Below are 25,875 nucleotides of genomic sequence, written 5' to 3'. Positions count from 1 at the left end.
TTGTCCTGGGGATCGTCGAAAGGGGAGCGCAATGTGCAGTGATTTGGCGGCGAACCGCAAGCAGGCTCCCGGCTAAAAGATTTCCGTGACAGAATGATGATGACGGCCGCGCCGCCACCGGCCTTCATCGAGTGCTCAGTGCGAATTCGTACCCATCAGCCGATGGCGGAGCGAGTTCGATGCGGCGTCGAACAGGAGGACGACGATCAGGATCAGAATGACCATATAGGCGACGTTTTCCCAGTTGGCGTTGGTGCGCATTGCCTCCCAGAGTTTGAGGCCGATGCCGCCTGCGCCGACAGCGCCGATGATCGTGGCGCCGCGCACGTTCGATTCCCACTGGTAGAGCGTCTGGCTGACGATGACGGGCACGATCTGCGGCATGATGCCGTAACGATGGACGAGCACGGTCTGGGCGCCGGTCGCTTTGATGCCTTCCCGCGGCTTGTTGTCGATGTTCTCGAGCCCCTCGGAATAAAGCTTGCCGAGCGTGCCGGTCTCGGTGAGGAAGATCGCGCCGCTGCCGGCAAGCGGCCCTGGGCCGAAGGCGCGTGTCAGGAAAAGCGCCCAGATCAGCATGTCGACAGAGCGCAGGAAATCGAAGAAGCGCTTGAGAATCTGGTTCAAGAGGCGGTTCGGAGTGATGTTGCGTGCCGCCAGGAAGGCGAGCGGGAAGGCGGCAAGTGCGCCGAGCAGCGTTCCGAGAAAGGCCATGACGATCGTCTGGAAAAGCTTGGTCCAGACGTCGCCGTGCTGCCATTCGCTGTTGTTCCAGATGTCATCGAAAGCGAGCGACAGGTTGGACTGGTCGGGCTTGATGCGCGGGCCGGAGACAATGAGGCCAAGGACGTCGCCGACCGGCTTGTCGAAGAATGACGATTGCGTGTCGAAGAGGAAATTCGCCCAGCCGAGGAAACGCTTGCGAACTTTCACGCGATCGACGGAAATGCTGACGTCGCCGGCAAAGCCGAGATCAGCGAGCACGTTGTCGTCATAGACCGTCATCCAGCTCGGCACCGGGCCGACCACCTGGGGCGCGCCGCTCGAAACGTTGACCGGGACGCTGACGCCGTGCGCGGTCACGATCGTTTCGCTCTTCGAAACGGTGATGCTGCGGCTGGTGCCGCTGACGGAAACGGTGATGCTGCCATCGGGATTGTTGACCACCCAGTCCGGATGCGGATTGTCGCCGAGCGGCGAGAAGCGGGGATAACGCACCTCGATCGAGCCGTCATCCTGGATGCGGAAGTCCGGCTGCACATCATAACTCACCCATTGGCTGAGATATATGCCAACGCGCTCCCAGTGGGCTTCGGCAAGAAGCTTGGGCAGGTCAAAGAACCAGACGGCGTAGAGGCCGTAGAGGAGGGTCGCAATGAGGATCATTAGCCCGCCGAAACGCTGGCGGAACGACCGGTGGAAATAGTCCGGATAGCGCGCTTCAATCTCATGCATGCGGTTTGCGTCGATCACCGTCATGGCGGCCTCAATGCTGCAGAAGGAAGGCGTGTTCGCCGACGAGACGGCGGCGCAGCCAGGCGGAGAACTGGTCGACGGCGATGATCGTCACGAACAACAGGAGTACGAGGGCAACGGTCTTTGCGCCGAAGCCGCGCGAGATCGAAAGCTTCAGCTCTTCGCCGATGCCGCCGCCGCCGACGGCGCCGATGATGGTCGAGGCGCGCACGTTGATCTCCAGACGCAGCAGCGCATAGGAGGCGAAATTCGGCAGCACCTGCGGCAGGGCGGCGAAGCGCACGCGCTCCCACCAGTTGGCGCCAACGGCCTTCATCCCCTCATGCGGCTTCATGTCGATATTTTCGGCGACTTCGTAGAAGAGTTTGCCGAGCGCGCCGATCGTGTGCAGGGTGATGGCGATGATGGCGGCGACCGGCCCGATCGACAGGATCGCTGAAAACAGGCCGGCGATGACGATTTCCGGGAAGGCGCGCAGGAATTCCATCAGCCGCTTGGTGAAGACGCGCAGCGGCCACGAACTCGTCAGGTTGCGCGCCGCAAAGAAGCTCAAGGGCACCGCAAAGACGAAGGCGATGATAGTCGAAATCAGCGCCACGTTGATCGTGATGATCATCAGCTCGAAATATTCCGGGATGTAGAAGTCTCCCCAGATATAGACGCGGCCTTTGATGAAGTTGAATTCCTCGCCGCCTTTGTCGTTGACGCTCGCTATGTCGAAGAGCGCGCGCCAGACGTCGTTCCAATCCTTGGGGATGAGCCAGCTCAGGAAGTCGAATAGGTGCGGCAGGCGTTCGAAGAAATGGCCGGCATTGCTCTCATCGGCAAAGCGGACGGAGCTCACGAAAGCCGCGATAAGGATAACCAGGCCGAGCACGGTGTAGAAGCGGCGCTTGGCGACCATCCGGTCCCAGGCGGTGCCGATCTCCTGCGTGCTCTGCATGTGCGGCTGTGTGTCGGCAATGGTCATGGACGCTCCCCGCGGTAACAAACAAAGGGGCGGCCGTTGTCAGCCGCCCCCGTATTCAAAAGGCGATCAGCCGCCGATGGCCGCCTTGCGAACTTCGACGACGGCCTTGTAGAAGTCGTGCTTGACGGGAGCGTAGCCCTTGTAGTCGCCGCCTTCGACAGCCGAGAAACACTTGTGATCCTTTTCCGGCAGGGCCGTGAAGAAGGCTGCGAGCTTCGTCTGCCACTCCTGGCCGAGGGCGTTGCGCACGACCAGCGGGCCGTTCGGGATCAGCGGCGAACGCCAGACTTCAACGAGCTTGTTCGGATCGACGGCGCCCTTGTCGACTTCCTTGCGGAACGTGCCGGAAGTGTAGCCATCCTTGAAGTCGCCGATGCCCGACGAGTCGTCGACGGCGACATCGACCTTGCCGTCATAGGCGGCAAGCAGGTTGTTTTCGTGACCGCCGTTGAATTGGGTCGAGGCAAAGAACTTGTCGTTCGGAATGCCGGTGTCCTTCGGGATCTGAGTTAGCGGCACGAGGTAACCGGAGGTGGAGTCCGGATCGGCGTAGCCGAGCTTCTTGCCCTTGGCGTCCTTGATGGTCTTGATGCCGGAAGACTTCAGCGCCAGGCCGATCGAGTAATAACCCGTCGAACCGTCTTTCTGCTGCGTCGTCAGGATCGGCGTAACAGCCTTCGGATCCTTCAGGTAGACGGAGGCGTAACCGGAAGCGCCGAGTTCGGCGAAGTCGAGCGTGCCGCCGAGCAGGCCCTGGATAACGCCGTCATAGTCGGCGGCCGGGAAGAGCGAGACCTTCTCGAAGCCGAATTCCTGCTTCAGGTGGTCGGCGAGGCAGGCATAGTTGCGCAGGCGGTCAGTTTCATTTTCGCCGCCAAGGATGCCGATGCGGAATTCCTTGAGGTCTGCGGCATTGGCGGCGCCGGCGAGCGCAAACAGCGCCGTTGCCGCAAAGAGTGCTTTCTTCAACATGCGTTCTCTCCTATCGACCGGTATCTCCGGCCTTCCCGTTACGAAGAAGTGTGCCCTTAACGCGGGCGTTCGATCGCGGCCGCCTCTGTCAGAGACCAGCCAACGCCAGCGGCTGGACGCCGGCGGATTGATTGTTGGCGCCCTCGGGAGCGATATTGATGGAGGTCGAGGTCATCGTTTCGTCGATGCCGGCGCCGTCCTTGTCCGTGCCGTAGATTTCCTTCACTGCTTCGGCCGTCAGCTCCGAGGGCTTGCCGTCGAAGACGACGCGGCCGCCGGCCATGCCGACGATGCGCTCACAATAGTTGCGGGCGGTGTCGAGCGTATGCAGATTGGTGATGACGGTGATGCCCTCACGCTCGTTGATGTCGCGCAGCGCATCCATGACGATCTTGGCGTTCAGCGGATCGAGCGAGGCGATCGGTTCGTCGGCGAGCACCATCTTCGGGTTCTGCATCAGCGCGCGGGCGATCGCCACGCGCTGCTGCTGGCCGCCGGAAAGCGTGCCGGCCGGCTGCAGCGCCGTCTGCTCGATGCCGAGGCGTTCGAGTGCCGCAATCGCATGCACGCGCTCCTCGCGGGTGAAGATGTTGAGGAGGCTCAGAAGCGTCGGGCGGTGATTGAGGCGGCCCAGCATGACATTGGTCAGGACATCGAGGCGCGGCACCAGGTTGAACTGCTGGAAGATCATCGCACAATCGCGCTGCCAGTTGCGCAATGCCTGGCCGCGAAGCCCGGAGACCTCGACGCCGGCGAAATGAATGGAGCCGGAGCTCGGCTCCTGCAGGCGGTTGATCATGCGCAGCAGCGTCGACTTGCCGGCGCCGGAGCGGCCGATGATGCCGACCATCTGACCCTGGGGAATGGTGAGGGTCACGGTATCGACGGCGAGCCTTTTTCCGAAACGACGGGTGACATCCTTCAGCTCGAACATCATGCTGGTCCCTTGCACTTCAGGCCTTGGTCAGCACCGCATTAGTCCCGCTTGATGAACCTCAAATGTCAGATTTGTGTAAGAAGTGTCACAAATCTCCGCGCTGCGGAGGCGGTGTCTAGCCCTCGTAGCGGGCCAGAAAATCTTCCGCGCTTAAGTTGCGGAAATCTTGCAAAGCCAGGCGCAACCGGTCGTGTTGCCAATCCCACCAGGAAAGTCTGTCCATGCGTTCGCCGATCTCTTTCGGGAAACGTTCGCGGATGAGCTTGGCCGGCACACCGCCGACGATCGTGTATGGCGCAACGTCCTTCGATACGACGGCGCCGGCACCGATGACGGCGCCGTTGCCGACTTTGACGCCGGGCAAGATGGTCGCACCATGGCCGATCCAAACGTCGTGGCCGATCGTCACCCGGTTTGCGCGCCGCCAGGCGAAGAAGTCCGTCTCCATGTCGGCGTCGGGCCAGTAGTCGGCGGCGCGATAGGTGAAATGATGCAGGGTCGCGCGCCAGGTCGGATGGTTGGTGGCGTTGATGCGCACGGCGGCGGCGATATTGACGAACTTGCCGATCGTCGCGCACCAGACGGCCCCGTCCTGCATGATGTAGGAATAGTCGCCGAAGGTGGCTTCGCTAATGCGGCAGCGTTCTGAGACCTCGGTGTAGCGCCCAAAGATAGAGTCGCTGACATCAGCCGTTTCGTGGATATAGGGCTCGGTACCCAACTGGCGGCTCATGCGGCAATCTTCCGAGGAGAGAACTGCTGGACGTCGAGGATGCGGTCGGCGACGGCCTCGCGCACTTCCTCGTCGTGGAAGATCCCGAGAAGGGCGACGCCCGCCTTCTTCTTCTCCGCGATCATGCCGACGACAACGGCGCGGTTTTTCGCATCGAGCGAGGCTGTGGGTTCATCGAGGAGCAGGATCGTATGCTCGGTGATGAAGCCTCGGGCGATGTTGACGCGCTGCTGCTCGCCACCGGAGAAGGTGGCGGGCGGCAGCTGCCACAGCGCTTCCGGCAAGTTGAGCCTTACGAGCAGGGCGCCTGCCTTTTCCCGTGCAACGACGACATCTTCGCCGCGCGCCACGAGCGGCTCGGCCACCACGTCGATTGTCGCCACGCGCGGCACAGTGCGCAGGAATTGGCTGACATAGCCGAGCGTATTGCGGCGAACGGTGAGCACGGTGCGTGGATCGGCGGAGGCGAGATCGACGATCCGTCCGTGGTGGCGAATGAGTATCTGACCGGTGTCGACGGCATAATTGCCGTAGATCATCTTGAGCAGCGAGCTCTTGCCGATGCCCGAGGGGCCGCCGAGCACGACGCATTCACCCGCAGATACCGAGAAGGCGACATCCGAGACGACAGGCAGCCTGATGCCGTCGCGCAGGTGCATGGTGAAGCTCTTCGAGACTTCGGAGACGACGAGGGGCGTCGGCATCATTTGGGTTTCCTGGTTTCTAACTCAGACCTGCAGGATCGAGGAGACGAGCAGCTGCGTGTAAGGCTCTCTCGGATCGTCGAGCACCCGGTCGGTCAGCCCATGTTCGATGACGTAGCCGTCCTTCATCACCATCATCCGGTGCGACAGCAGCCGGGCGACGGCGAGATCGTGCGTGACGATGATGGCCGAGAGGCCGAGATCGTTGACGAGACCGCGCACGAGATCGAGCAGCCGCGCCTGCACCGAGACGTCGAGGCCGCCTGTGGGTTCATCCATGAAGACAAGGCGCGGGCCGGTGACGAGGTTGCGGGCGATCTGCAACCGCTGGCGCATGCCGCCGGAGAAGGCGCGCGGCTGGTCGTCGATGCGCTCGGCGTCGATCTCGACTCGTTCCAGCCAGTCGATCGCCGAAGCGCGGATCTTGCCGTAGTGCCGGTCGCCGATCGCCATCAGCCGTTCACCGACATTGGCACCCGCCGATACGGTCATGCGCAATCCATCGGCCGGGTTCTGGTGCACGAAACCCCAGTCCGTGCGCATCAGGAATCGGCGCTCCGCTTCGTTCATGCGGTAGAGGTCGCGGTAGTTGCCATCGCGCATGTGGTATTCGACGCTGCCGGTCGTCGGCATCAACCGGGTGGAGATGCAGTTGAGCAGCGTCGTCTTGCCCGAACCGGATTCGCCGACGATGGCGAGAACCTCACCGGGCCAGAGCTCGAAGGAGACGTTCCGGCAGCCGATGCGTTTGCCGTAGAACTTCGAGAGGTCGTTGACCTTGAGAAGCGGTATATCCGTCATTCTGCAGCCTCCCGGGCCAGCATTTCGCCCGTATGCCCCTGGGCGCGGCGGTCTTCGCAATGGTCGGTATCGGAGCAGACGAACATGCGCCCGCCCTTGTCGTCGAGAATGACCTCGTCGAGGTAGACATCCTCTGCGCCGCAGAGCGCGCAGGGCCTGTCGAAGCGCTGGATCTCGAAGGGATGGTCTTCGAAATCCAGGCTGACGACATCGGTATAGGGCGGCACGGCATAGATTCGCTTTTCGCGGCCGGCGCCGAAAAGCTGCAGCGCTTCCGACCTGTGCATCTTCGGATTATCGAATTTCGGCGTCGGCGAAGGGTCCATGACATAGCGGCCATGCACCTTGACCGGATAGGCATAGGTCGTGGCGATGCGGCCGTTGCGGGCGATATCCTCGTAGAGCTTCACATGCATGAGGCCGTATTCCTCGAGCGCATGCATCTTGCGCGTCTCGGTCTCGCGCGGCTCAAGGAAGCGCAGCGGCTCGGGGATCGGCACCTGATAGACGAGCACCTGGCCGGGCCCGAGCTTCTCTTCCGGGATGCGGTGGCGCGTCTGGATGATCGTCGCATCGCTGGTGCGCGTCGTCACCGCGACATTGGCGACCTTCTGGAAAAAGGCGCGGATGGAGACAGCGTTGGTCGTGTCATCGGCGCCCTGGTCGATGACTTTCAGAACGTCATCCGGCCCGACGATCGAAGCGGTCACCTGCACGCCGCCGGTGCCCCACCCGTAAGGCATCGGCATTTCTCTGCTGGCAAAGGGTACCTGGTAGCCGGGAATGGCGATGGCCTTCAGGATGGCGCGGCGGATCATCCGCTTGGTCTGTTCGTCGAGATAGGCGAAGTTGTAGCTGGCGAGATCGCTCATTCGGCGGCTTCCTTCATCTCTTCGCCGCTGTTGCGGGCGGCTTCGAATTCGCGACGCATGCGGCGGACGAGATCGAGTTCGGCCTGGAAATCCACATAATGCGGCAGCTTCAGGTGCTCGACGAAACCCGTTGCCTGAACGTTGTCGGAGTGTGAAATGACGAATTCCTCGTCCTGTGCCGGCGCGGTGATGTCCTCGCCGAGCTCTTCGGCGCGAAGCGCCCGATCAACAAGCGACATCGCCATCGCCTTGCGATCGCTCTGGCCGAAGACCAAGCCGTAGCCGCGGGTGAATTGCGGCGGCACCTTTGCCGAGCCTTTGAACTGGTTGACCATCTGGCACTCGGTGATCTGGATCGTGCCGAGCGAGACCGCGAAGCCGAGCTCAGGCACGTCGAATTCCACCTCGACTTCGCCGATGCGGATCTCACCGGTGAAGGGGTGAGTGCGGCCATAGCCGCGCTGGGTGGAATAACCGAGCGCCAGCAGAAAGCCTTCGTCGCCGCGGGCAAGCGCCTGCAGGCGCAGATCGCGGGTCATCGGGAATTCCATCGGCTCGCGAGTCAGGTCGCCGATCTCGTGATCTTCCGGCATGTCGCCGTCGGCCTCGATCAGGCCCTCCTCGCCGAGGATTTCGGAGACGCGCATGACGCGGCCGGTCTCGGCCGGACGCTGGGCCGGCGCCTCGACCGCTTCGTCCTCGAGCAGCGAGGGATCGAGCAGCCGATGGGTATAGTCGAAGGTGGGGCCGAGCAGCTGGCCGCCCGGCAGATCCTTGTAGGTCGCCGAGATACGGCGTTCGATCGCCATGCCAGCCGTGTCGAGCGGTCTGGAATAACCGAAGCGCGGCAGCGTCGTGCGGTAAGCGCGCAGCAGGAAGATCGCCTCGATCATGTCGCCGCGCGATTGACGGACGGCCAGCGCTGCGAGAGTCCGGTCGAAAAGCGAGGCCTCGGCCATGACGCGGTCGACGGCGAGGGCAAGTTGTTCGACGATCTGGTCGATGCCGATCGCCGGCAGCGACCGGTCACCGCGGCGACGGTCGGCGAGCAGACGGTGGGCATTGGCAATGGCGGCCTCGCCACCCTTGACGGCAACATACATGAGCTCAGATCTCCGTTGCTGTGATCTTGGTGGTGCGCGGCAGGCAGACGAAGCGCTTGCCCGATGTCAGCACGATGTCGATGCCGCGCGGAAAAAGCGCGCGGTTTTCGGCCCAGAGCCTGAGGAACGTCTCCGGCAGGCCGGCCGGCGCGATCTCCACGACGCTCTGGATCCCCGGACCCATCAGCGCCAACCTGCGTCCGCCTTCCAGGTCGGGAAGCTCGATGACGGCAGTCGTCGAGCGGTCGGGATATTCCTGCGTGCCTGACGCAAACAGGCCGAAGGAGCAAAGCGCAGTGCCCGCCTCGATGAAGGCAAAGCGCGCATCCGCCTTTTCGGCGGTCAGCGGGGCGCCGGTGTGGAAGCCGAGCCAGTCCGGCACAGCGGATTTCGCCAGTCCCGCGGTCAGCCAGACGGTTGTGTCGTGGTCGCAAAGAGTGAGCGCGATCGTGCCGGCGGCAATACCGAGCGGCGCCGGCGGGTCGATCTCGGGCTCAACGGTCTGGATGGTGCCGGGGCGGGCCATGCCGTCCATTAGCATCTTGAAGACGCTCTGCGCATGGAAAACCGGATCGGTAAAGCCACCGGTAAAGACTTCTGTCGTCAGACCCATCAGTTGTCCCCCCGCACCATGGTGAAGAAGTCGACGCGGGTTGCCGCCGTCTCATCCGCCTTGCGACGTTCGGTGGTGGCGATCCTTTCCGCGATCGGCAAAAGCAGCGCCTGTTCGACGAAATCCCTGGTCGCCTCCTCCCGCCAGAGCGCGTCGAAGATCGACGCAAGACGGGCCTTCTCCCGGTCGGTGCCGAGCGCCTGCGCATGACCGATGGAGCCGGACTCGAGCCGCACTGTTGAGCGTGTCATCGTCACCTCGCCGAGATTAAAGGGAGCTCCGCCGCCGCCGATGCGGCCGCGCACCATCACCAGTCCCGTCTCCGGTCCGCGCACCGGATAAGCCACGGGCTTTTGCGGCAACGCGTCCCAGGCCGCCTGGAGTTCGCTCCGTTCCGCACGCGCCAGCAGATCGGCGGCGCGTTTGCGCTCCAAGACCGTCTGTGACGCGGCGTCTGTCTTGTCCGCTGATATCATCGCTGCTTCCTCAAATGTCTATTGATATAGACAACCATACAAGCTATACCTAGCCTTAAATCGGTGTCGTGACAAGCGTGTGACATCGTGAGGCAAAGTAGAGGCGGAATGGCAGGACTGAAGCAGGTGCAGAGGCAGACGGGTGTGGCGCTCTGGCGTCAGATCGCCGATCGGATTCGCGAGGCGATCGGCAACGGCGCCTATGACGAAACGGGAATGGTGCCGCCGGAAATGGTGCTGGCGCTGCAATTCGGCGTTAACAGGCATACAGTGCGCAGTGCGCTGGCTGCGCTGGCGCAGGAGGGAATCGTGCGAGCGGTGCAAGGCCGCGGCACGCTGATCGAGCGCAAGGAGCGGCTGAATTTCCCCATCACCCGGCGCACGCGCTTCACCGCCGGCATCGGCGATCAGGCGCGCGAGATGCGCGGCCTTCTGCTCGATGAGGCGCAGGAGGAGGCGAGCGCCGACGTTGCCCGTTGGCTGGGCCTGAAACAGGGTGAGCAAGTGATCAGGCTGGAAACATTGCGCCATGCCGACAGGCGGCCGGTTTCAAAGGCGACGAGCTGGTTTCCCGCCGAACGTTTCGCCGGGATCGGCCAGGCCTACCGCAAGCACGAATCGATCACCAAGGCTTTCGCCGAGCTCGGCCTCGGGGACTACGTCCGGGCGACGACCGAGATAACAGCGGCCCATGCTACGACAGCCGACCTTGCAGATCTGGAACTCACTCCCGGCGCGATCCTGCTGATTGCCAAGGCGATGAACACCGATCTCGACGGCGTACCAGTACAATATTCGATCAGCCGTTTCGCCGCCGACCGGGTTCAGTTCACGATCGAGAACTGAGGCCAGGAATTGAGACAAGGCGTGCCGACCCGTTCGGTGGCACGCCTCACAGAATTCAGTGTGCGCCGGACATATCGCCCAGCACTTCCTTGGAGGCGACGGTGGAATCCGCGTTCAGCTTGTAGACCATGGGAACGCCGGTCGCGAGGTTGAGGGCGAGCACGCCTTCTTTGGTCAGCTTGTCGAGCACCATGACCAGCGAACGCAGCGAATTGCCGTGTGCGGCCACCAGCACCTTTTCGCCGCGCAGCACGCGCGGCAGGATCTCGGTGAGGTAGTAGGGCCAGACGCGGGCGCCGGTATCGCGCAGGCTTTCACCGCCGGGCGGCGGCACGTCGTAGGAACGGCGCCAGATATGCACCTGTTCCTCGCCCCATTTGGCGCGCGCATCGTCCTTGTTGAGGCCGGAGAGATCGCCGTAGTCGCGCTCGTTCAGCGCCTGGTCGCGGATGGTCTCGAGATCAGGCTGGCCGACCTTGTCGAGGATGAGCTTCAGCGTGTGCTGCGCGCGCACCAGCGCCGAGGTATAGGCGACGTCGAATTTGATCCCGTATTCGGCAAGCGCAGCGCCGCCGGCTTTGGCTTCCTGAATGCCGAGTTCCGTCAGATCCGGGTCCTTCCAGCCGGTGAAGAGATTCTTCAGGTTCCAGTCGCTTTGGCCGTGGCGAACGAGGACGAGGGTACCGCTCATGAATATGCCTCCGTAGTATCCTTATTGGGAAGAAAGCCCGAGCACGTCGAGCATGGAATAGAGTCCCGGCTTCTTGTCGCGCGCCCAGAGCGCGGCCTTGATGGCGCCGCGCGCGAAGATAGAACGGTCGGCCGCGCTGTGCGACAGGGTGACGATTTCGCCTTCTCCGGCGAAAAGCACAGAATGCTCACCTATGACCGAGCCGCCCCGCAGCGTCGCAAAACCGATCGTGCCCGCCTCGCGGGCGCCGGTATGGCCGTCGCGGACCCTGACCGATTTCGAGGCGAGGTCGATATTGCGGCCCTTGGCAGCGGCTTCGCCGAGAAGAAGGGCGGTGCCGGAAGGGGCATCTACCTTGTGTTTGTGGTGCATTTCCAGGATTTCGATGTCCCAATCTGCGGGATCGAGCGCCCGCGCGGCCTGCTCTGCCAGCACGCTGAGCAGATTGACGCCGAGGCTCATATTGCCCGACTTGACGATGCGGGCATGGCGGGCCGCGGCGGCGATCTTCGCGTTGTCCTCGCTCGAGCAGCCCGTCGTACCGACAACATGAACAATGCGGGCCTGAGCGGCGAGACCGGAAAACTCCACAGTGGCGGCAGGCGCGGTGAAGTCGACCACGCCTTCGGCATGCAGGAAGGCCTGGAGCGGGTCGTCGCCGATGATGACGCCGGTCGGCCCGAGTCCGGCAATCTCACCGGCATCCTTGCCGACGAATGGGGAGCCGGCGCGCTCGATCGCGGCATGCAGCGTCACGCCTTCGATGGAATGAATGAGCCGGATCAGCGTCTGCCCCATGCGTCCAGCTGCGCCGACCACCACCAGTTTCATCGCAGCATCGCTCATGTCAGTCTCGCCATGTTAGTATGAATCCGAGGCCGAGGGCCTCTGCAGGTTGTTGAGGCGAGCGTAAAGACCGTCGCTGACCTTCGCAAGCGTCTCATGATTGCCCTCCTCGACGACCCGGCCCTGCTGCATGACGACGATCTTGTCGGCGCGCACCACGGTCGAAAGTCGATGGGCAATGACAACGACGGTGCGGCCGGTCATCGCCTCGTCGAGCGCCTTCTGCACGGCGGCCTCGGATTCGGTGTCGAGGGCGGAGGTCGCTTCGTCGAGCAGCAGGATCGGCGCGTTGCGCACCAAAGCGCGGGCGATCGAAAGCCGCTGGCGTTGGCCGCCCGAAAGCGTCACGCCGTTTTCGCCGACAGGGGTATCGTAGCCCTGCGGCTGCGCTGAGATGAAGTCATGCGCATAGGCCAGCCGGGCCGCCCCTTCCACCTCAGCATCGGTCGCTTCCGGCCGGCCGTAGCGGATATTGTCGCGGATCGTGCCCTCGAACAGGTAGGGCTGCTGCGAGACATAGGCGAGCTGGTGGCGCAGCGACTTCTTGGTGACATGGGCAATATCCTGCCCGTCGATCAGGATTTCGCCTTCGCGCGGATCGTAGAAGCGCGGAATGAGGCTGATGACGGTGGATTTACCAGCTCCCGACGGGCCGACGAGCGCCGTGGTCGCCCCGCCCTCGGCGACGAAGCTGACGCTGTTCAGCACGCTTTCATTGCCGTAGGCGAAGGACACATTGCGGAATTCGATTCTCGCCTGCGTCACCGTCAACGGCCGGGCATCCGGCAAGTCGCGCTGGCGCGGCTCCATGTCGAGCAATTCGTAGATCATCCGCGCATTGACGACGGCGCGTTCCATCTGCACCTGCAGGCGGGCAAGGCGGCGGGCGGGATCATAGGCAAGCAGCAGCGCCGTCACGAAGGAGAAGAAGGCGCCCGGCGCCACATTGTAATAGATCGAGCGATAGGCGGCATAGGCAAGCACGCTGGCGACGGCAAAGCCTGCGAAGCTCTCCGTCAGCGGCGAGGTTCGCTCGGAAAGCCGGGCAATCCGGTTCGCCCGGTTTTCGGCGGCCGTGATGAGCTTGTTGACCTTGTTCTCCAGTTCCTCTTCCATCGTAAAGGCTTTGACGATGGCAATACCTTGGATCGTCTCCTGCATGGCCCCCAGCACGTGGCTGTTCAGATGCACGGCCTCACGGGTCGCCGAGCGAAGACGTTTGGAAACATAACGCAGTGCATAGAGCAGCGGCGGCGCCATGACGAACACGGCGAGGCTGAGCAGCGGGTCCTGCAGGACCATCACGCCGATCAGTGAAACGAAAGTCAGGAGGTCGCGCACCGTCGAGGTGATCGTCAGGTTGAGCACGTCACGGATGCCGCTGACGTTCTGGCTCACCTGCGCTGCGATGTGAGCCGAGCGTGCCTCGCTGAAAAAGCCGACGGAAAGCGTCATCAGATGCGCATAGAGGCGGCGCTGATAGCGGGCGACGATATTGTTGCCGACCTTGGAAAGCGCCACGGCCTGGCCATAGCTGGCAAAGCCGCGCAGCACGAAGGCGACGAAGATCGAAAGACAGATGATCCAGACGACATCGGCGCGGCGGTTGGCGAAGGCTTCGTCGATGATCGCCCGCATGATCCAGGCGGTGAATGCCGTCGAAAGCGCCACGACCACGAGGCAGGCGATCGCGAAGACATAACCCCAGAGATGGTCGCGGCCGTTTTCAGCGATGATGCGCTTCAGTATGCCGGTTACGGTATCGCTGCTGACGCTCTGCTTTCTGCTTTCCACGGCTTCCAAATATCAAGCTTCCTGTCCGAGACGGAGCGCGTCCTGAACGTGGCGCGCACTTTGGCCGGCTCTATAAAGAGTTGGGACTGGTTTGGCTAGACCGCGGCGCGGCCCGGAGGGACGTGCGCTGGCTCAGCGCCGCCACCGGCGGCCTTCGGTCGATACGCCGAAATTGGCCGGCATGCGCGCATAGGAGGAAAGCCCGGCGAGCGCCGCCAGCGGATGCGTCACCACATAAGTCGGGATGGTGCGAAGCAGCGCGCTATGCGGCGCCTTGTCCTCGAAAGCCTGGCGGAATTCCGGTTTCTTCAGCGCCGGGAGGATCTTTTGCGAGATACCGCCGGAGAGGTAGACGCCGCCGCGCGCCATGAACACCATCGCCATGTCGCCTGCCACGCGGCCGAGATAGGTGGCAAACAGCGAAACGGTCTCAACGGCCGCCTTGTCGCTAACCGCCAGCGCGTGCGAGGTGATCTCGGCCGGATCCTTCATCGTCGGCTGGATGCCGTCGGCCACGCAGATGGCGTTGTAGAGATTGACGAGGCCGCGTCCGCAGAGGATCTGTTCGGCCGAAACACGACCTTCGATGGTCTCGACATGCGGAAAGATCTCATAATCGCGCTTGCTGCGCGGCCCGAGATCGATATGGCCGCCTTCGCCGGGAACCGGGATCCAAGTATGCTGGGCATGCACAAGCCCGCCGACGCCGAGGCCGGTACCGGGACCGAGCACAACTCGCGAGGCGACCATATCGCCGGTGGCGCTGCCGATGCGTTCGCGGTTTTCATCCGATAGGGCGGCAATCGCCAGCGCCTGCGCCTCGAAATCGTTGACGACGAGCACATCCTCGATGCCGAGGCCCTCGATCATCGTCTTCGGCCGCACCACCCAGTCGCAATTGGTCAGGGGGATCTCATCGTCGTTGATCGGGCCGGCGACAGCGAGGATCGCCGAGCGCGGCTGCACCGCCGTCTTGTCGAGCACGCCTTTCTGGATCGCTTCGTCGATCGTGGCGAAATCCGCCGTGCGCACGTTCGGAAACTGTTTCGGCTCGGCATAGGCATCGCTGAGGATGGAGAAGCGGGCATTGGTGCCGCCGATATCGCCGATCAGGATCGGGAAGGGAAGCGGAGCGGTGCTGTGGTTCGGTTTGGGCATGGCCGGTTCCGTGCTGATCAGGCTTCGAGGGTGGGTAGGAGCTTTATAGCGGTCGCGAGGTTGAGCGCCATCGGAATGTCGTAGACGATGGCGAGCCGCATCAGCGCCTTCACGTCGACATCATGCGGCATCGGCGTCAGCGGGTCGACGAAGAAAATCAGCGCGTCGACTTCGCCGGTCGAGATCAGCGCGCCGATCTGCTGGTCGCCGCCGAGCGGCCCGCTTTTCAGCCTGATGACGTCGAGATCGGGAGCAGCATCGAGCACCCGACCGCCGGTGGTACCCGTCGCGACGATCTTCCAGTGTGAAAGAAGGTCCTGATTGGCGCGGGCGAAAGCCGCCATGTCGTCCTTCTTCTGGTCATGCGCGATCAGCGCAAGGCATTTGCTGCCGGCCATGAAGTGAATCTCCGCCCCAACAATTCAATCGATTTGATCGCTTTATACCAAGTGTTTACGATTTGAAAGACAGCGCCTCTGCCCCTTCATTGGACCGCCGGCTTGCCGTTCGGGACCGGGCCGACATCCGGCAACCCCTCGTCGTCATCAGCCGGCGCGGCTGCCGGAACGGCGGCGAGCGCGCTTGCAGCGGAAGGCCCGCCATAGGTGGCGGCTTGCATCGAAGCGACGGAAGCGGCATCGAGCACAGCGGCGCAGGCCTTCGGCAGATCGGACACCATCATCTCACGCGGCGGCTTCGGCGGCTTGGCGCCGGGTTTGGGCGGTTTCGGTGGCGTCCAAGGCGCCGGTGTGAACCAATAGGCGAGCGACTTGTCGCAGCCGTCTCCGGCGGGCACCGGGGCTTGCGGCGTACATCCGGCAGCACCGGGCGGGCATTTGATGCGGATGTGGAAATGTGAGTCGTGGCCGTAGATCGGCCGGAGCTTACCAAGGTTGGTGCGGTCGCCAGTCCAGGTGTCACACATCTTCTTCTTGATCGCCGGATTGACGAAGATGCGCTCCACTTCGGGATAGCTCGCCGCCAGCATCAGGAGCCGCGCCCGCGATTCCGTCCATACCTTCGGGTTGACGGTGAGGAACTTGTCCTTCTGCAGCATGCTTGTGAAGGGCAGGTCCTCGCGCTCCTCAGCCGTCATGCGGCGCGCCGGCATCGGGGTGAACCAGATATCGGCATCGAGGCCGATCTGGTGCGAGGAATGACCGTTGAGCATCGGCCCGCCGCGCGGCTGGGCGACATCGCCGACGAGGATGCCCGGCCAGCCGGCATATTTGACCGCATCCTGCGAAAACCGTTCCAGGAGCGCAATCATCGCCGGGTTGCCCCAGCGGCGATTGCGCGAAAGCCGCATCGCCTGCCAGGTCGGCCCGTCGGTCGGCAGCGCCACCGCGCCGGTCATGCAGCCCTTGGCATAAAAGCCGATCGGCTGCGCTGGCCCCTGCGTCGGCAGGCTGACGCCTGCGAACAGCGCCTTGGCGCTGCCTGGGCTTGGCGTCTTCTGCTCGGCGCCGACGTCGCCGGCCGCAAGGCCGGCACCGATCGCGCCGGCAATTGCCAGTTTGCCGAGTGTCCTGAAAGCTTGAGCGAAGCCGAATGCCATGCTGTTCCCTTGAGCCGCTGCTGAAGTGATTTGCGTTCGAATCTATCGTGAAAAGCGATTTTGGTGAATCGATGATTTGGCGGACGGACGCAGCACGAGCCGGTGACGGATCGCCGCGGCGCCCAAGCACTGGCGTTCCTGACGGGAACTGGCGGCTCAAAATTTCGCGAGCCGGCCAAAAACCAAACTCTCTCCTGTTTTTCGCCCCTATTTCTCGTATTGTCTATTCCATCAATATTCAGGGGAATGCGTGAATGGCGACTTTGTGGTCGAAAATCGCTCTGTTTCTATCGCTTGCGGGTGCTTTGACGCCTTTGACGGCAATGGGTGAAGAGCAGCCGTTTCAGATCGGAAGCTCGGTCATCAGCGAAATGAAATACAAGCCGGGCTTTGCTCATTTCGACTACGTCAATCCAAATGCCCCAAAGGGCGGAGATCTGCGCCTTTCCGCGAGCGGCGCCTTCGACACCTTTAATCCGCTCCTTGCAAAAGGTCAGACGGCGGTAGGCCTGACGCTCGTATTCGACACGTTGATGAAGCCCGCCGATGACGAGCTGCTTGTGTCCTATGGCCTGCTCGCCGAAGGACTGTCCTTTCCCGCAGACGTTTCGAGTGCGACCTTTCGCCTGCGCAAAGAGGCGAAATGGGCGGATGGGCAGCCGGTGACGCCCGAAGATGTCATTTTCAGCCTGGATAAGACCAAGGAGCACAATCCCGCCACCGCAAACTACTATCGCCACGTGGTAAAGGCCGAAAAGACCGGCGATCGCGACGTCACCTTCACTTTCGACGAGAAGAACAACCGCGAGCTTCCGAATATTCTCGGCCAGTTGGTCGTTGTGCCGAAACATTGGTGGGAGGGGCAGGGACCGGACGGCAAGCCGCGCGACATCTCAAAGACGACGCTCGAACCAGTGATGGGTTCAGGGCCCTCCAAGATCGCGTCCTTCTCGCCCGGAGCGACGATCCGCTATGAACTGCGTGACGACTATTGGGGCAAGGATCTCAATGTGAATGTCGGCCAGAACAATTTCCGCAACGTCATCTACACCTATTTCGGTGATCGGGACGTCGAATTCGAAGCCTTTCGCGCCGGCAACAGCGACTTTTGGCAGGAGACGACGGCTGCCCGCTGGGCGACGGGATATGATTTTCCCGCCGTCAAGGAAGGTCGCCTCAAGAAGGAAGAGGTTGCAAATCCGCTGCGCTCCACCGGCATTCTGCAGGCTCTGGTACCCAATATGCGGCGTGACCTCTTTAAGGACGAGCGCGTCCGCGAGGCACTGAATTACGGTTTCGATTTCGAGGAGCTGAACCGCACGGTTGCCTTCAACAGCTACAAGCGCATCGACAGTTATTTCTGGAACACCGAGCTCGCCTCCTCCGGCCTGCCCCAGGGTCGTGAACTGGAAATACTGCAGAGCATGAAGGACAAGGTTCCGCCGGAGGTTTTCACGACACCCTATACCAATCCCGTCGGCGGTGATCCGCAGAAAAGCCGCGACAACCTCCGAAAGGCGATTGCTCTTCTGAAAGAAGCCGGCTGGGAGCTGAAGGGCAATCGCATGGTCAATACCAAGACCGGCCAGCCAATGAGTTTCGAGATATTATTGTCGAGCCCCATGTTGGAGCGCTGGGCAGTGCCTTATGCCAGCAATCTCAAGAAAATCGGCATAGATGCGCGAGTTCGGACAGTCGACGCTTCGCAAGCTGTCAACCGCGAACGCAGCTTTGACTTCGATATGATCTGGAATGTCTGGGCGGAGACAATGAATCCGGGCAACGAGCAAGCCGACTATTGGGGATCCGGCTCTGTCAACCAGCAGGGTTCTCGCAACTACGCCGGCATCGCCAATCCAGCCGTCGATGAGCTCATCCGCATGATTATCTTCGCGCCGAACCGCGATGAACAGGTCGCTGCGATCAAGGCAATGGACCGAGTCTTGCTCGCAAACCATTACGTCATCCCCCTGTTCTACCGCGATACCGTTAATATCGCCTATTGGAACACAGTCACGCATCCTGCCGAGTTCCCGGCCTACAGTCTTGGCTTCCCCGATGCCTGGTGGTCGACCTCGGCCAAATGAGCGGGCTTGCAATGCTGGGGCTCTGGGCTCCAAATGGCACTAGCGAATCACGGAGAAGCCGGCAGGGCCGGCAAGGGAAGGCTGGCGGATTGAGCGGCATTGGACTGGACGGCAGGCAGACAATAAGAAGATTTCCGGAGGCTGAAGGCTGATGGGCGCCTATGTCATTCGCCGCCTGCTTTTGATGATACCGACAATCGTCGGCATCATGGCAATTTCCTTCATCGTCGTGCAATTTGCACCCGGCGGCCCGGTCGAGCAGGTGATTGCCCAGCTGACCGGCCAGGCCGACAGCGCCGATCAGCGCCTGTCCGGCGGCGGAGATCTGCTCGGTGGCGGCGGCAGCGACGAAGGCTCGAAATATCGCGGCGCCCAGGGGCTCGATCCGGAGCTGATCGCCAAGCTCGAAAAACAGTTCGGCTTCGACAAGCCGCCGCTGACCCGCTTTGGCGAGATGATGTGGAATTACATCCGCTTCGATTTCGGCGAGAGCTTCTTCCGCAATACCTCCGTGCTCGACCTCATCAAGGAGAAACTGCCGGTGTCGATCTCGCTCGGCATCTGGATCCTGATCTTCTCTTATGCGATTTCCATCCCGCTCGGCATTCGCAAAGCGGTCAGGGACGGGTCGACCTTCGACGTCTGGACCTCGGGTGTCATCGTCGTCGGTTATGCCGTTCCGAGCTTCCTCTTCGGCATCCTGCTCATCGTGCTTTTCGCCGGCGGCTCCTTTTACGACTGGTTCCCGCTGCGCGGCCTCGTTTCCGACAATTTCGGTGAGCTCGCCTGGTGGCAGAAGCCGCTCGACTATTTCTGGCACCTCACCCTGCCGCTGATCTCGCTTTCGCTCGCCGCCTTCGCCACCACGACGCTTCTGACCAAAAATTCCTTCATCGAGGAGATCAAGAAGCAATATGTCGTCACAGCCCGCGCCAAGGGCCTCAACGAGCGGCAGGTGCTTTACGGCCATGTTTTCCGCAATGCCATGCTGATCATCATCGCAGGTTTTCCCGGCGCCTTCATCTCCGCCTTCTTCACCGGCTCGCTGCTGATCGAGAACATCTTTTCGCTCGATGGCCTCGGCCGCCTCGGCTATCTCTCGGTGGTCAACCGGGATTATCCGATCGTCTTCGCGACACTCTATATCTTCTCGCTGCTCGGTCTTTTCGTCAGCCTGATCTCAGACCTGATCTATACCTGGATCGATCCGCGCATCGATTTCGAGCGGAGGGATGTCTGATGGACGCCGCGGCAAACCCTGCCACCGCGACCCCGGTCAATCCGCCGCGCAAGGGGCTGCTGTCGCCGACCAATATCCGTCGGTGGAAGAATTTCCGGGCGAACGGCCGCGGCTACTGGTCGCTGTGGCTTTTCCTGCTGCTGTTCGTGCTCAGCCTTTTCGCGGAATTCCTCGCCAACGACCGGCCGATCATCGCCTCCTATAAGGGCGAGATCCTGTTTCCGGTGTTGATCGACTATCCCGAGGAGAAATTCGGCGGCTTCCTCGCCGAAACCGACTACCGCTCCTCGGTGATAGCAGATGAGATCAATGCCAATGGCTGGATGATCTGGCCGCCGATCCATTATTCCTACCGCTCGGTCAACTCGAACATTCCGCATTCGGCTCCGACTCCCCCCTTCTGGCTGATGACCAAGGAGGAGCGCTGCTCAGGTTATCCGCAAGGCGCGAACGATCCCGGCTGCACGCTCGGCAATCTCAACTGGCTCGGCACCGATGACCAAGCGCGTGACGTGCTGGCGCGCGTTATCTACGGCTTCCGCATATCGGTGCTGTTCGGCCTGGCTTTGACCATCTGCTCGGCGATCATCGGCGTCACGGCAGGGGCGGTGCAGGGCTATTTCGGCGGCCTGACCGATCTCTTGCTGCAGCGCTTCATCGAAATATGGTCGTCGATGCCTGTGCTTTATATCCTGCTCATTATCGCCGCGATCCTGCCGCCCGGCTTTTTCGTGCTGCTCGGAATCATGCTGCTCTTCTCCTGGGTCAGCTTTGTCGGCGTCGTGCGCGCAGAGTTCCTGCGCGCCCGCAATTTCGAATATGTCCGCGCCGCCCGTGCTCTCGGCGTCAACAACCGCACCATCATGTGGCGCCACCTACTGCCGAACGCCATGGTGGCGACGCTCACCTTTCTGCCCTTCATTCTCTCAGGCTCGATCACGACGCTGACCTCGCTTGATTTCCTCGGCTTCGGCATGCCGCCCGGCTCCCCTTCGCTCGGCGAAATGATCGCCCAGGGCAAGACCAACCTGCAGGCGCCTTGGCTCGGGCTGACGGCCTTCTTCACCATGTCGATCATGCTTTCTCTTTTGATCTTCATCGGCGAAGCCGTGCGCGACGCCTTCGATCCGAGGAAGACGTTTCAATGAGTGACATGATAGAACCGCTCCTCTCCGTCCGCGATCTCTCGGTTGCCTTCCACCAGGGCGGCGAAGCCTCGCTTGCCGTCGATCGCATCTCCTTCGATATTGCCAAGGGCGAGGTCGTGGCGCTCGTCGGCGAATCCGGCTCCGGCAAGTCGGTCTCGGCCAATTCGATCCTGCGGCTTTTGCCCTATCCCTCGGCAAGTCATCCCTCCGGCCAAATCCTGTTCAAGGGCCAGGACCTGTTGAGGGCATCCGAGCGGACGCTGCGCGAGGTGCGCGGCAACGACATCACCATGATCTTCCAGGAGCCGATGACCTCGCTCAATCCGCTTCATACGATCGAGAAGCAGATTGCCGAGATCCTCGCCCTGCACCAGGGGCTCACCGGCCAGGCGGCGCGGATGCGCGTGCTGGAACTGTTGAACCAGGTCGGCATTCGCGAGCCTGAGAAGCGGTTGAAGGCCTATCCGCACGAACTCTCCGGCGGTCAGCGCCAGCGCGTCATGATCGCCATGGCGCTCGCCAACCGGCCGGAACTGCTGATCGCCGACGAACCGACAACAGCGCTCGATGTCACGGTGCAGGCGCAGATCCTCGAGCTTCTCCGGCAATTGAAGGCGGCACACGGCATGTCGCTGCTGTTCATCACCCATGATCTCGGCATCGTCCGCAAATTCGCCGATCGCGTCTGCGTGATGACCAAGGGCAGGATCGTCGAGACCGGAACCGTCGAAGAGGTCTTCGCCAATCCGAAGCACGACTACACCCGCCATCTTCTCGCCTCGGAGCCGCGCGGCGAGCCGCCGCTTGCCGATCCGTCGAAGCCGGTGGTGATGGAAGGCTCGGATATCCGCGTCTGGTTCCCGATCAAGGCGGGGCTGATGCGCCGCGTCGTCGATCATGTGAAGGCGGTCGACGGCATCGATCTTTCGCTGCGCGCCGGACAGACGCTCGGAGTCGTCGGCGAATCCGGTTCGGGCAAGACCACGCTCGGGCTCGCCCTCACCCGTCTGATCTCGTCGCAGGGACGGATTGCCTTTGTCGGCAAGGATATAGCCGGTTATTCTTTCAGCGAAATGCGGCCGTTACGCAACCAGCTGCAGATCGTCTTCCAGGACCCCTACGGTTCGCTCAGCCCGCGCATGTCGGTCGGCGATATCATTGCCGAAGGGCTGAAGGTGCATGAGCGCGCCTTGAGCGCCGAGGAGCGCGACCAGCGTGTCTGCTGGGCGCTGGAGGAGGTAGGCCTCGATCCGCTGACCCGCTGGCGCTATCCTCATGAATTTTCAGGCGGCCAGCGCCAGCGCATCGCCATAGCTCGCGCCATGGTGCTGAAGCCCCGTTTCGTCATGCTCGACGAGCCGACATCCGCGCTCGACATGAGCGTGCAGGCGCAGGTGGTCGACCTGCTGCGCGATCTGCAGAGGAAGCACGACCTCGCCTATCTCTTCATCAGCCACGACCTGAAGGTGGTGAAGGCGCTCGCCAACGACGTCATCGTCATGCGTTTCGGCAAGGTGGTGGAGCAGGGACCGTCCGCGGAAATCTTCCGCGCGCCGAAGGACGATTACACCAAGGCACTCATGGCGGCCGCCTTCAACATTGAGGCGGTGCCGACGCCCGCCGTGCAGCAGTAAAGAAGATCATGTCAGTTCGTCCTCCTGTCCTCGTCGATATCAAGTTCAACCCCGAAGGTGTCGCCCGCGTCCTGAAAACGGCCTTTGCCGACCGCGGCAGCATTAATCTCGCCGATCCCGCCAATCGCGAGCGTGATTTCAGCGAAACGGAATACGCGCTTCTCTGGAAGCCGGATGCCGATCTCTTTCGACGCGCGCCGAACCTCAAGGTGATCTTCTCGGGTGGTGCCGGCGTCGATCACATCATCGGTATGGCCGGCTTGCCTGACGTTCCGATTGTCCGTTTCGTCGACCGCAGCCTGACCACCCGCATGAGCGAATGGGTCGTCATGCAGTGCCTGATGCATCTGCGCGGCCAATATGCCCATGACGTCAAGCAGCGGCGGCGCGAATGGGCCAAATTGATTGCGCCGGAAGCGGCGGAGGTGACCATCGGCGTCATGGGGCTCGGCATTCTGGGCCTGGATGCGGTCGCCAAGCTGAAAGTGATGGGTTTCAACGTCATAGGCTGGTCGCGCACCCGCAAAACAATCGAGGGCGTCGAGACCTTCGACGCGCGCGAACTGGACCGGTTTCTTGCCAAAACCGACATTCTGGTCGGCCTGCTGCCGCTGACGCCTGAGACGACCGGCTTCTATAATAGCGGGCTATTTAAGAAGCTCCGCCGCGACGGTGCGCTCGGACAGCCGGTCTTCATCAATGCCGGCCGAGGCAAGAGCCAGATCGAGACCGACATCGTCTCGGCCATCAGGGAAGGGACCCTCGGCGGCGCTTCTCTCGACGTTTTCGAAGTGGAGCCGCTCGCCGCCGACAGCCCGTTGTGGGAATTGGAGAATGTGTTCATCACCCCGCATGACGCGGCGGTCTCCGAAGAGAACGCGCTGTTCCGCCATGTCGAGATGCAGATCGCCCGTTTTGAGCGCGGCGAGCCGCTGCAGTTCGTGATCGATCGCGCCGCCGGTTATTAGCGGCATCTCGCGCCAAAGCTGCGGCGACTTGGCCATTCCAAGACCGCGGCACGTTTGAGCCCGGAACCTTCCAGACGGCCACCCGTTTTCCTTGCGAAGTTCTTTGCGGCCAGATCGGCCGCCAAGGCAGCGGAAGGAGACGATGATGGCGCATCAGACCGAAACACGCTGGGAAAAATCCGACGGAAAGCTTCACAAGGAACAGCAAATCCCGCCGGTCAAGGCAAAGCAGGGGCGTATGGGTTACCGTATCCTGACCGTGCTGCTCGTGGCGCTGATCCTTGCCTTCGTGGTCTGGATTCCAGTCGAGATCTGGGGCCGGCGCGAGGCGAAGGAGGTGGCGCCGCAGCAGCCCGGCCAACAGCTCCAGCAGCAGCAATCCGACGCAGCACCCGCGCCGACGATGCAGAATGGCAATGCGGTCCCGACCGAGACGCCGGCAAAGGCGCCTGCCCCTAACAGCGCGCCTGCGGCACCGACCCAGCCTGCGGCACCGGCCCAATAGGCCTTTGGCAGACGATCTCCCGCATCCCGCCGCCACCCTGCGGCGGGATGTTTATGTTTTGTCTGGACTTTCGCCGCCGATTTTTCGATAAGAAGGCGCACGAGCCGGTTTCGTGCGCCGGCCCGGAACTTGGCAGCACCTGACCGGAGTGGACAGGGCAGGAATCTCATGGCCAAGACCGATATCGCAAGACGTGTCTACAATCACGCCTGGAAACTCGACCCGATCATCCGCAGCCTGATCGATACCGACTTCTACAAGCTGCTGATGCTCCAGATGATCTGGAAGCTCTATCCGGATGTGAATGCCTCCTTCACCCTCATCAACCGCACCAAGCGCGTGCATCTCGCCGAAGAGATCGACGAGGGCGAATTGCGGGAGCAGCTCGATCATGCGCGCACGCTGCGGCTCTCCAAGAAGGAGATGATATGGCTGGCGGGTAACAGTTTCTACGGCCGCGCGCAGATCTTCGAGCCGGAATTCCTTGCCTGGCTGTCCAACTTCCAACTTCCCGAATACGAGCTGTCGAAGAAGGAGGGGCAATATGTGCTGGACTTCCATGGGTCCTGGAAGGAAACCACCATGTGGGAGATCCCGGCGCTTGCCATCGTCAACGAGCTGCGTTCGCGCTCCGCGATGAGGGCGCTCGGTCCCTTTACCCTCGATGTGCTCTATGCGCGTGCCAAGGCAAAGATGTGGTCGAAGGTAGAACGGCTGAAGGAATTGCCGGGCCTGCGCATCTCCGATTTCGGCACTCGCCGGCGTCACAGTTTTCTCTGGCAGCGCTGGTGCGTCGAGGCGCTGAAGGAAGGTATCGGTCCGGCCTTCACCGGCACCAGCAATGTCTTGCTGGCGATGGATTCCGATCTCGAGGCGGTCGGCACCAATGCCCACGAGCTGCCGATGGTGGCAGCCGCCCTGGCGCAGACCGATGAGCAGCTGCGCAACGCCCCTTACAAAATCCTGCGCGACTGGAACAAGCTCTATGGCGGCAACCTGCTGATCGTCCTGCCGGACGCCTTCGGCACCGCGGCCTTCCTGCGCGACGCCCCCGAATGGGTCGCCGACTGGACCGGCTTCCGTCCGGACAGCGCGCCGCCGATCGAAGGCGGTGAAAAGATCATCGACTGGTGGAAGAAGATGGGCCGCGATCCGCGCCAGAAGCTGTTGATCTTTTCCGACGGCCTCGATGTCGACGCCATCATCGATACCTACCGGCATTTCGAAGGCCGCGTGCGCATGAGCTTCGGCTGGGGCACCAACCTGACGAATGATTTTGCCGGCTGTGCGCCGACGGAAATCTCAGGCCTCAATCCGATCTCGATCGTCTGCAAGGTCAGCGACGCCAACGGCCGCCCGGCGGTAAAACTCTCCGACAACCCGCAGAAGGCGACGGGCGAGCCGGCCGAAGTCGAACGCTACCTGAAATTCTTCGGCGCCGAAGATAGGGTCGATCAGACCGTCCTGGTATAGGCTCGAGGTGAAGCGCGGCCATCACGGGGTACCTCGATGTGCCCCGCCATCGCATCCTCGATCGACCAGCCGAAGCGCCAGGCGTCGAACATCGAATACCATTCCTGAAAATCGGTGATCGGCAGCACATCCGGCTTCGACATCGGATTGTCGGCCAGGCTGCGGCCACGAGCACGGTCGCGCACGCCGCGCTCCTGCATCTCAAGCAGATTCTCGAACATCATGACGCCGGCCTCCCGTTCCATGGGTTTATGCAATCATGCTAATGAA

Annotated in this window: 26 protein-coding genes; 8 read left to right on the top strand and 18 right to left on the bottom strand. The window is 62.1% G+C overall.

From position 1 onward, the window contains the following. Window positions 1–135 precede the first annotated feature (135 nt). The 11 genes from phnE (PH551_RS04780) to phnG form a co-directional block, all read right to left on the bottom strand. Window positions 136–1,479, bottom strand: coding sequence for a phosphonate ABC transporter, permease protein PhnE (gene phnE / locus PH551_RS04780; protein ID WP_285192056.1), 1,344 nt, complete (start codon window positions 1,477–1,479; stop codon window positions 136–138). A 7-nt stretch (window positions 1,480–1,486) separates the two neighbouring features. Further along, a complete protein-coding gene (gene phnE, locus PH551_RS04775) occupies window positions 1,487–2,446 on the bottom strand; it encodes a phosphonate ABC transporter, permease protein PhnE (protein WP_285192055.1) in 960 nt (319 codons plus the stop codon). 66 nt (window positions 2,447–2,512) lie between these two features. Beyond that, window positions 2,513–3,418, bottom strand: a complete 906-nt coding sequence (gene phnD / locus PH551_RS04770; protein WP_285192054.1) for a phosphonate ABC transporter substrate-binding protein — start codon at window positions 3,416–3,418, stop codon at window positions 2,513–2,515. Between the two features lie 88 nt (window positions 3,419–3,506). Beyond that, a complete protein-coding gene (gene phnC, locus PH551_RS04765) occupies window positions 3,507–4,352 on the bottom strand; it encodes a phosphonate ABC transporter ATP-binding protein (protein WP_285192133.1) in 846 nt (281 codons plus the stop codon). Window positions 4,353–4,470: 118 nt separating this feature from the next. Continuing rightward, the gene (locus PH551_RS04760; protein WP_285192053.1) at window positions 4,471–5,088 is read right to left on the bottom strand and encodes a DapH/DapD/GlmU-related protein; all 618 of its coding nucleotides are present in this window, start codon (window positions 5,086–5,088) and stop codon (window positions 4,471–4,473) included. Continuing rightward, window positions 5,085–5,792 (bottom strand): phosphonate C-P lyase system protein PhnL, encoded by a 708-nt coding sequence (gene phnL / locus PH551_RS04755; RefSeq protein ID WP_285192132.1) that lies wholly within the window; start codon window positions 5,790–5,792, stop codon window positions 5,085–5,087. Before phnL ends, PH551_RS04760 begins: the two co-directional genes overlap by 4 nt. A gap of 24 nt (window positions 5,793–5,816) precedes the next feature. After that, window positions 5,817–6,593 (bottom strand): phosphonate C-P lyase system protein PhnK, encoded by a 777-nt coding sequence (phnK, locus tag PH551_RS04750; RefSeq protein ID WP_285192052.1) that lies wholly within the window; start codon window positions 6,591–6,593, stop codon window positions 5,817–5,819. Further along, a complete protein-coding gene (locus PH551_RS04745) occupies window positions 6,590–7,465 on the bottom strand; it encodes an alpha-D-ribose 1-methylphosphonate 5-phosphate C-P-lyase PhnJ (protein ID WP_285192051.1) in 876 nt (291 codons plus the stop codon). The genes phnK and PH551_RS04745 overlap by 4 nt, the downstream gene beginning before the upstream one ends. Then, window positions 7,462–8,568, bottom strand: coding sequence for a carbon-phosphorus lyase complex subunit (locus PH551_RS04740; protein ID WP_285192050.1), 1,107 nt, complete (start codon window positions 8,566–8,568; stop codon window positions 7,462–7,464). Before PH551_RS04740 ends, PH551_RS04745 begins: the two co-directional genes overlap by 4 nt. 4 nt (window positions 8,569–8,572) lie before the next feature. Then, entirely contained in the window at window positions 8,573–9,181 is a 609-nt protein-coding gene (phnH, locus tag PH551_RS04735; RefSeq protein ID WP_285192049.1) for a phosphonate C-P lyase system protein PhnH, read from the bottom strand. After that, complete coding sequence (gene phnG / locus PH551_RS04730) at window positions 9,181–9,657, bottom strand: phosphonate C-P lyase system protein PhnG (protein ID WP_285192048.1); 477 nt, start codon at window positions 9,655–9,657, stop codon at window positions 9,181–9,183. The genes phnH and phnG overlap by 1 nt, the downstream gene beginning before the upstream one ends. Window positions 9,658–9,765: 108 nt before the next feature. Here phnG and phnF point away from each other — a divergent pair, with 108 nt between their 5' ends. Next, complete coding sequence (gene phnF / locus PH551_RS04725) at window positions 9,766–10,503, top strand: phosphonate metabolism transcriptional regulator PhnF (RefSeq protein ID WP_285192047.1); 738 nt, start codon at window positions 9,766–9,768, stop codon at window positions 10,501–10,503. 55 nt (window positions 10,504–10,558) lie between these two features. Here the strand turns inward: phnF and PH551_RS04720 are convergent, their stop codons facing one another. The 6 genes from PH551_RS04720 to mepA form a co-directional block, all read right to left on the bottom strand. Next, complete coding sequence (locus PH551_RS04720; RefSeq protein ID WP_183705438.1) at window positions 10,559–11,194, bottom strand: 2,3-bisphosphoglycerate-dependent phosphoglycerate mutase; 636 nt, start codon at window positions 11,192–11,194, stop codon at window positions 10,559–10,561. A gap of 21 nt (window positions 11,195–11,215) precedes the next feature. After that, complete coding sequence (gene dapB, locus PH551_RS04715; protein WP_183705436.1) at window positions 11,216–12,040, bottom strand: 4-hydroxy-tetrahydrodipicolinate reductase; 825 nt, start codon at window positions 12,038–12,040, stop codon at window positions 11,216–11,218. Window positions 12,041–12,055: 15 nt separating this feature from the next. Next, window positions 12,056–13,843 carry an ABC transporter ATP-binding protein gene (locus tag PH551_RS04710; RefSeq protein WP_183705435.1) on the bottom strand — a complete coding sequence of 596 codons (1,788 nt, stop codon included), beginning with the start codon at window positions 13,841–13,843 and terminating at the stop codon, window positions 12,056–12,058. Window positions 13,844–13,966: 123 nt separating this feature from the next. Then, entirely contained in the window at window positions 13,967–14,992 is a 1,026-nt protein-coding gene (locus PH551_RS04705; RefSeq protein WP_183705433.1) for a glucokinase, read from the bottom strand. 17 nt (window positions 14,993–15,009) lie between these two features. After that, window positions 15,010–15,390 (bottom strand): methylglyoxal synthase, encoded by a 381-nt coding sequence (locus tag PH551_RS04700; protein ID WP_085776563.1) that lies wholly within the window; start codon window positions 15,388–15,390, stop codon window positions 15,010–15,012. An 86-nt stretch (window positions 15,391–15,476) separates the two neighbouring features. Then, the gene (mepA, locus tag PH551_RS04695) at window positions 15,477–16,550 is read right to left on the bottom strand and encodes a penicillin-insensitive murein endopeptidase (RefSeq protein WP_285192046.1); all 1,074 of its coding nucleotides are present in this window, start codon (window positions 16,548–16,550) and stop codon (window positions 15,477–15,479) included. 254 nt (window positions 16,551–16,804) lie between these two features. On the opposite strand from mepA, the gene PH551_RS04690 reads away from it, so the two are divergent. From PH551_RS04690 to pncB, 7 genes are all read left to right on the top strand, one after another. Continuing rightward, window positions 16,805–18,637 (top strand): extracellular solute-binding protein, encoded by a 1,833-nt coding sequence (locus PH551_RS04690; RefSeq protein ID WP_285192045.1) that lies wholly within the window; start codon window positions 16,805–16,807, stop codon window positions 18,635–18,637. A gap of 151 nt (window positions 18,638–18,788) precedes the next feature. Continuing rightward, complete coding sequence (locus PH551_RS04685) at window positions 18,789–19,877, top strand: microcin C ABC transporter permease YejB (protein ID WP_097600409.1); 1,089 nt, start codon at window positions 18,789–18,791, stop codon at window positions 19,875–19,877. Continuing rightward, complete coding sequence (locus PH551_RS04680) at window positions 19,877–21,025, top strand: ABC transporter permease (protein WP_285192044.1); 1,149 nt, start codon at window positions 19,877–19,879, stop codon at window positions 21,023–21,025. Before PH551_RS04685 ends, PH551_RS04680 begins: the two co-directional genes overlap by 1 nt. Beyond that, window positions 21,022–22,659 (top strand): ABC transporter ATP-binding protein, encoded by a 1,638-nt coding sequence (locus PH551_RS04675; RefSeq protein WP_285192043.1) that lies wholly within the window; start codon window positions 21,022–21,024, stop codon window positions 22,657–22,659. Before PH551_RS04680 ends, PH551_RS04675 begins: the two co-directional genes overlap by 4 nt. An 8-nt stretch (window positions 22,660–22,667) precedes the next feature. Beyond that, window positions 22,668–23,627 carry a 2-hydroxyacid dehydrogenase gene (locus PH551_RS04670; RefSeq protein WP_285192042.1) on the top strand — a complete coding sequence of 320 codons (960 nt, stop codon included), beginning with the start codon at window positions 22,668–22,670 and terminating at the stop codon, window positions 23,625–23,627. A 142-nt stretch (window positions 23,628–23,769) separates the two neighbouring features. Then, complete coding sequence (locus PH551_RS04665) at window positions 23,770–24,132, top strand: hypothetical protein (RefSeq protein WP_285192041.1); 363 nt, start codon at window positions 23,770–23,772, stop codon at window positions 24,130–24,132. 168 nt (window positions 24,133–24,300) lie between these two features. Next, complete coding sequence (pncB, locus tag PH551_RS04660; RefSeq protein WP_085776571.1) at window positions 24,301–25,605, top strand: nicotinate phosphoribosyltransferase; 1,305 nt, start codon at window positions 24,301–24,303, stop codon at window positions 25,603–25,605. On the opposite strand, the gene PH551_RS04655 is transcribed toward pncB, so the two are convergent. Further along, window positions 25,587–25,826: a CrpP-related protein gene (locus PH551_RS04655; protein WP_085779920.1), complete on the bottom strand. Its 240-nt coding sequence runs from the start codon at window positions 25,824–25,826 to the stop codon at window positions 25,587–25,589. The two genes, pncB and PH551_RS04655, sit on opposite strands and share 19 nt — an antisense overlap. Between the last annotated feature and the right edge of the window lie 49 nt (window positions 25,827–25,875).

Source organism: Rhizobium atlanticum, from assembly GCF_030182485.1.
Classification (GTDB): Bacteria; Pseudomonadota; Alphaproteobacteria; order Rhizobiales; family Rhizobiaceae; genus Rhizobium.
The sequence above is the reverse complement of the archived record's forward strand: the minus strand, read 5'-3'. Positions and strand labels throughout refer to the sequence as shown.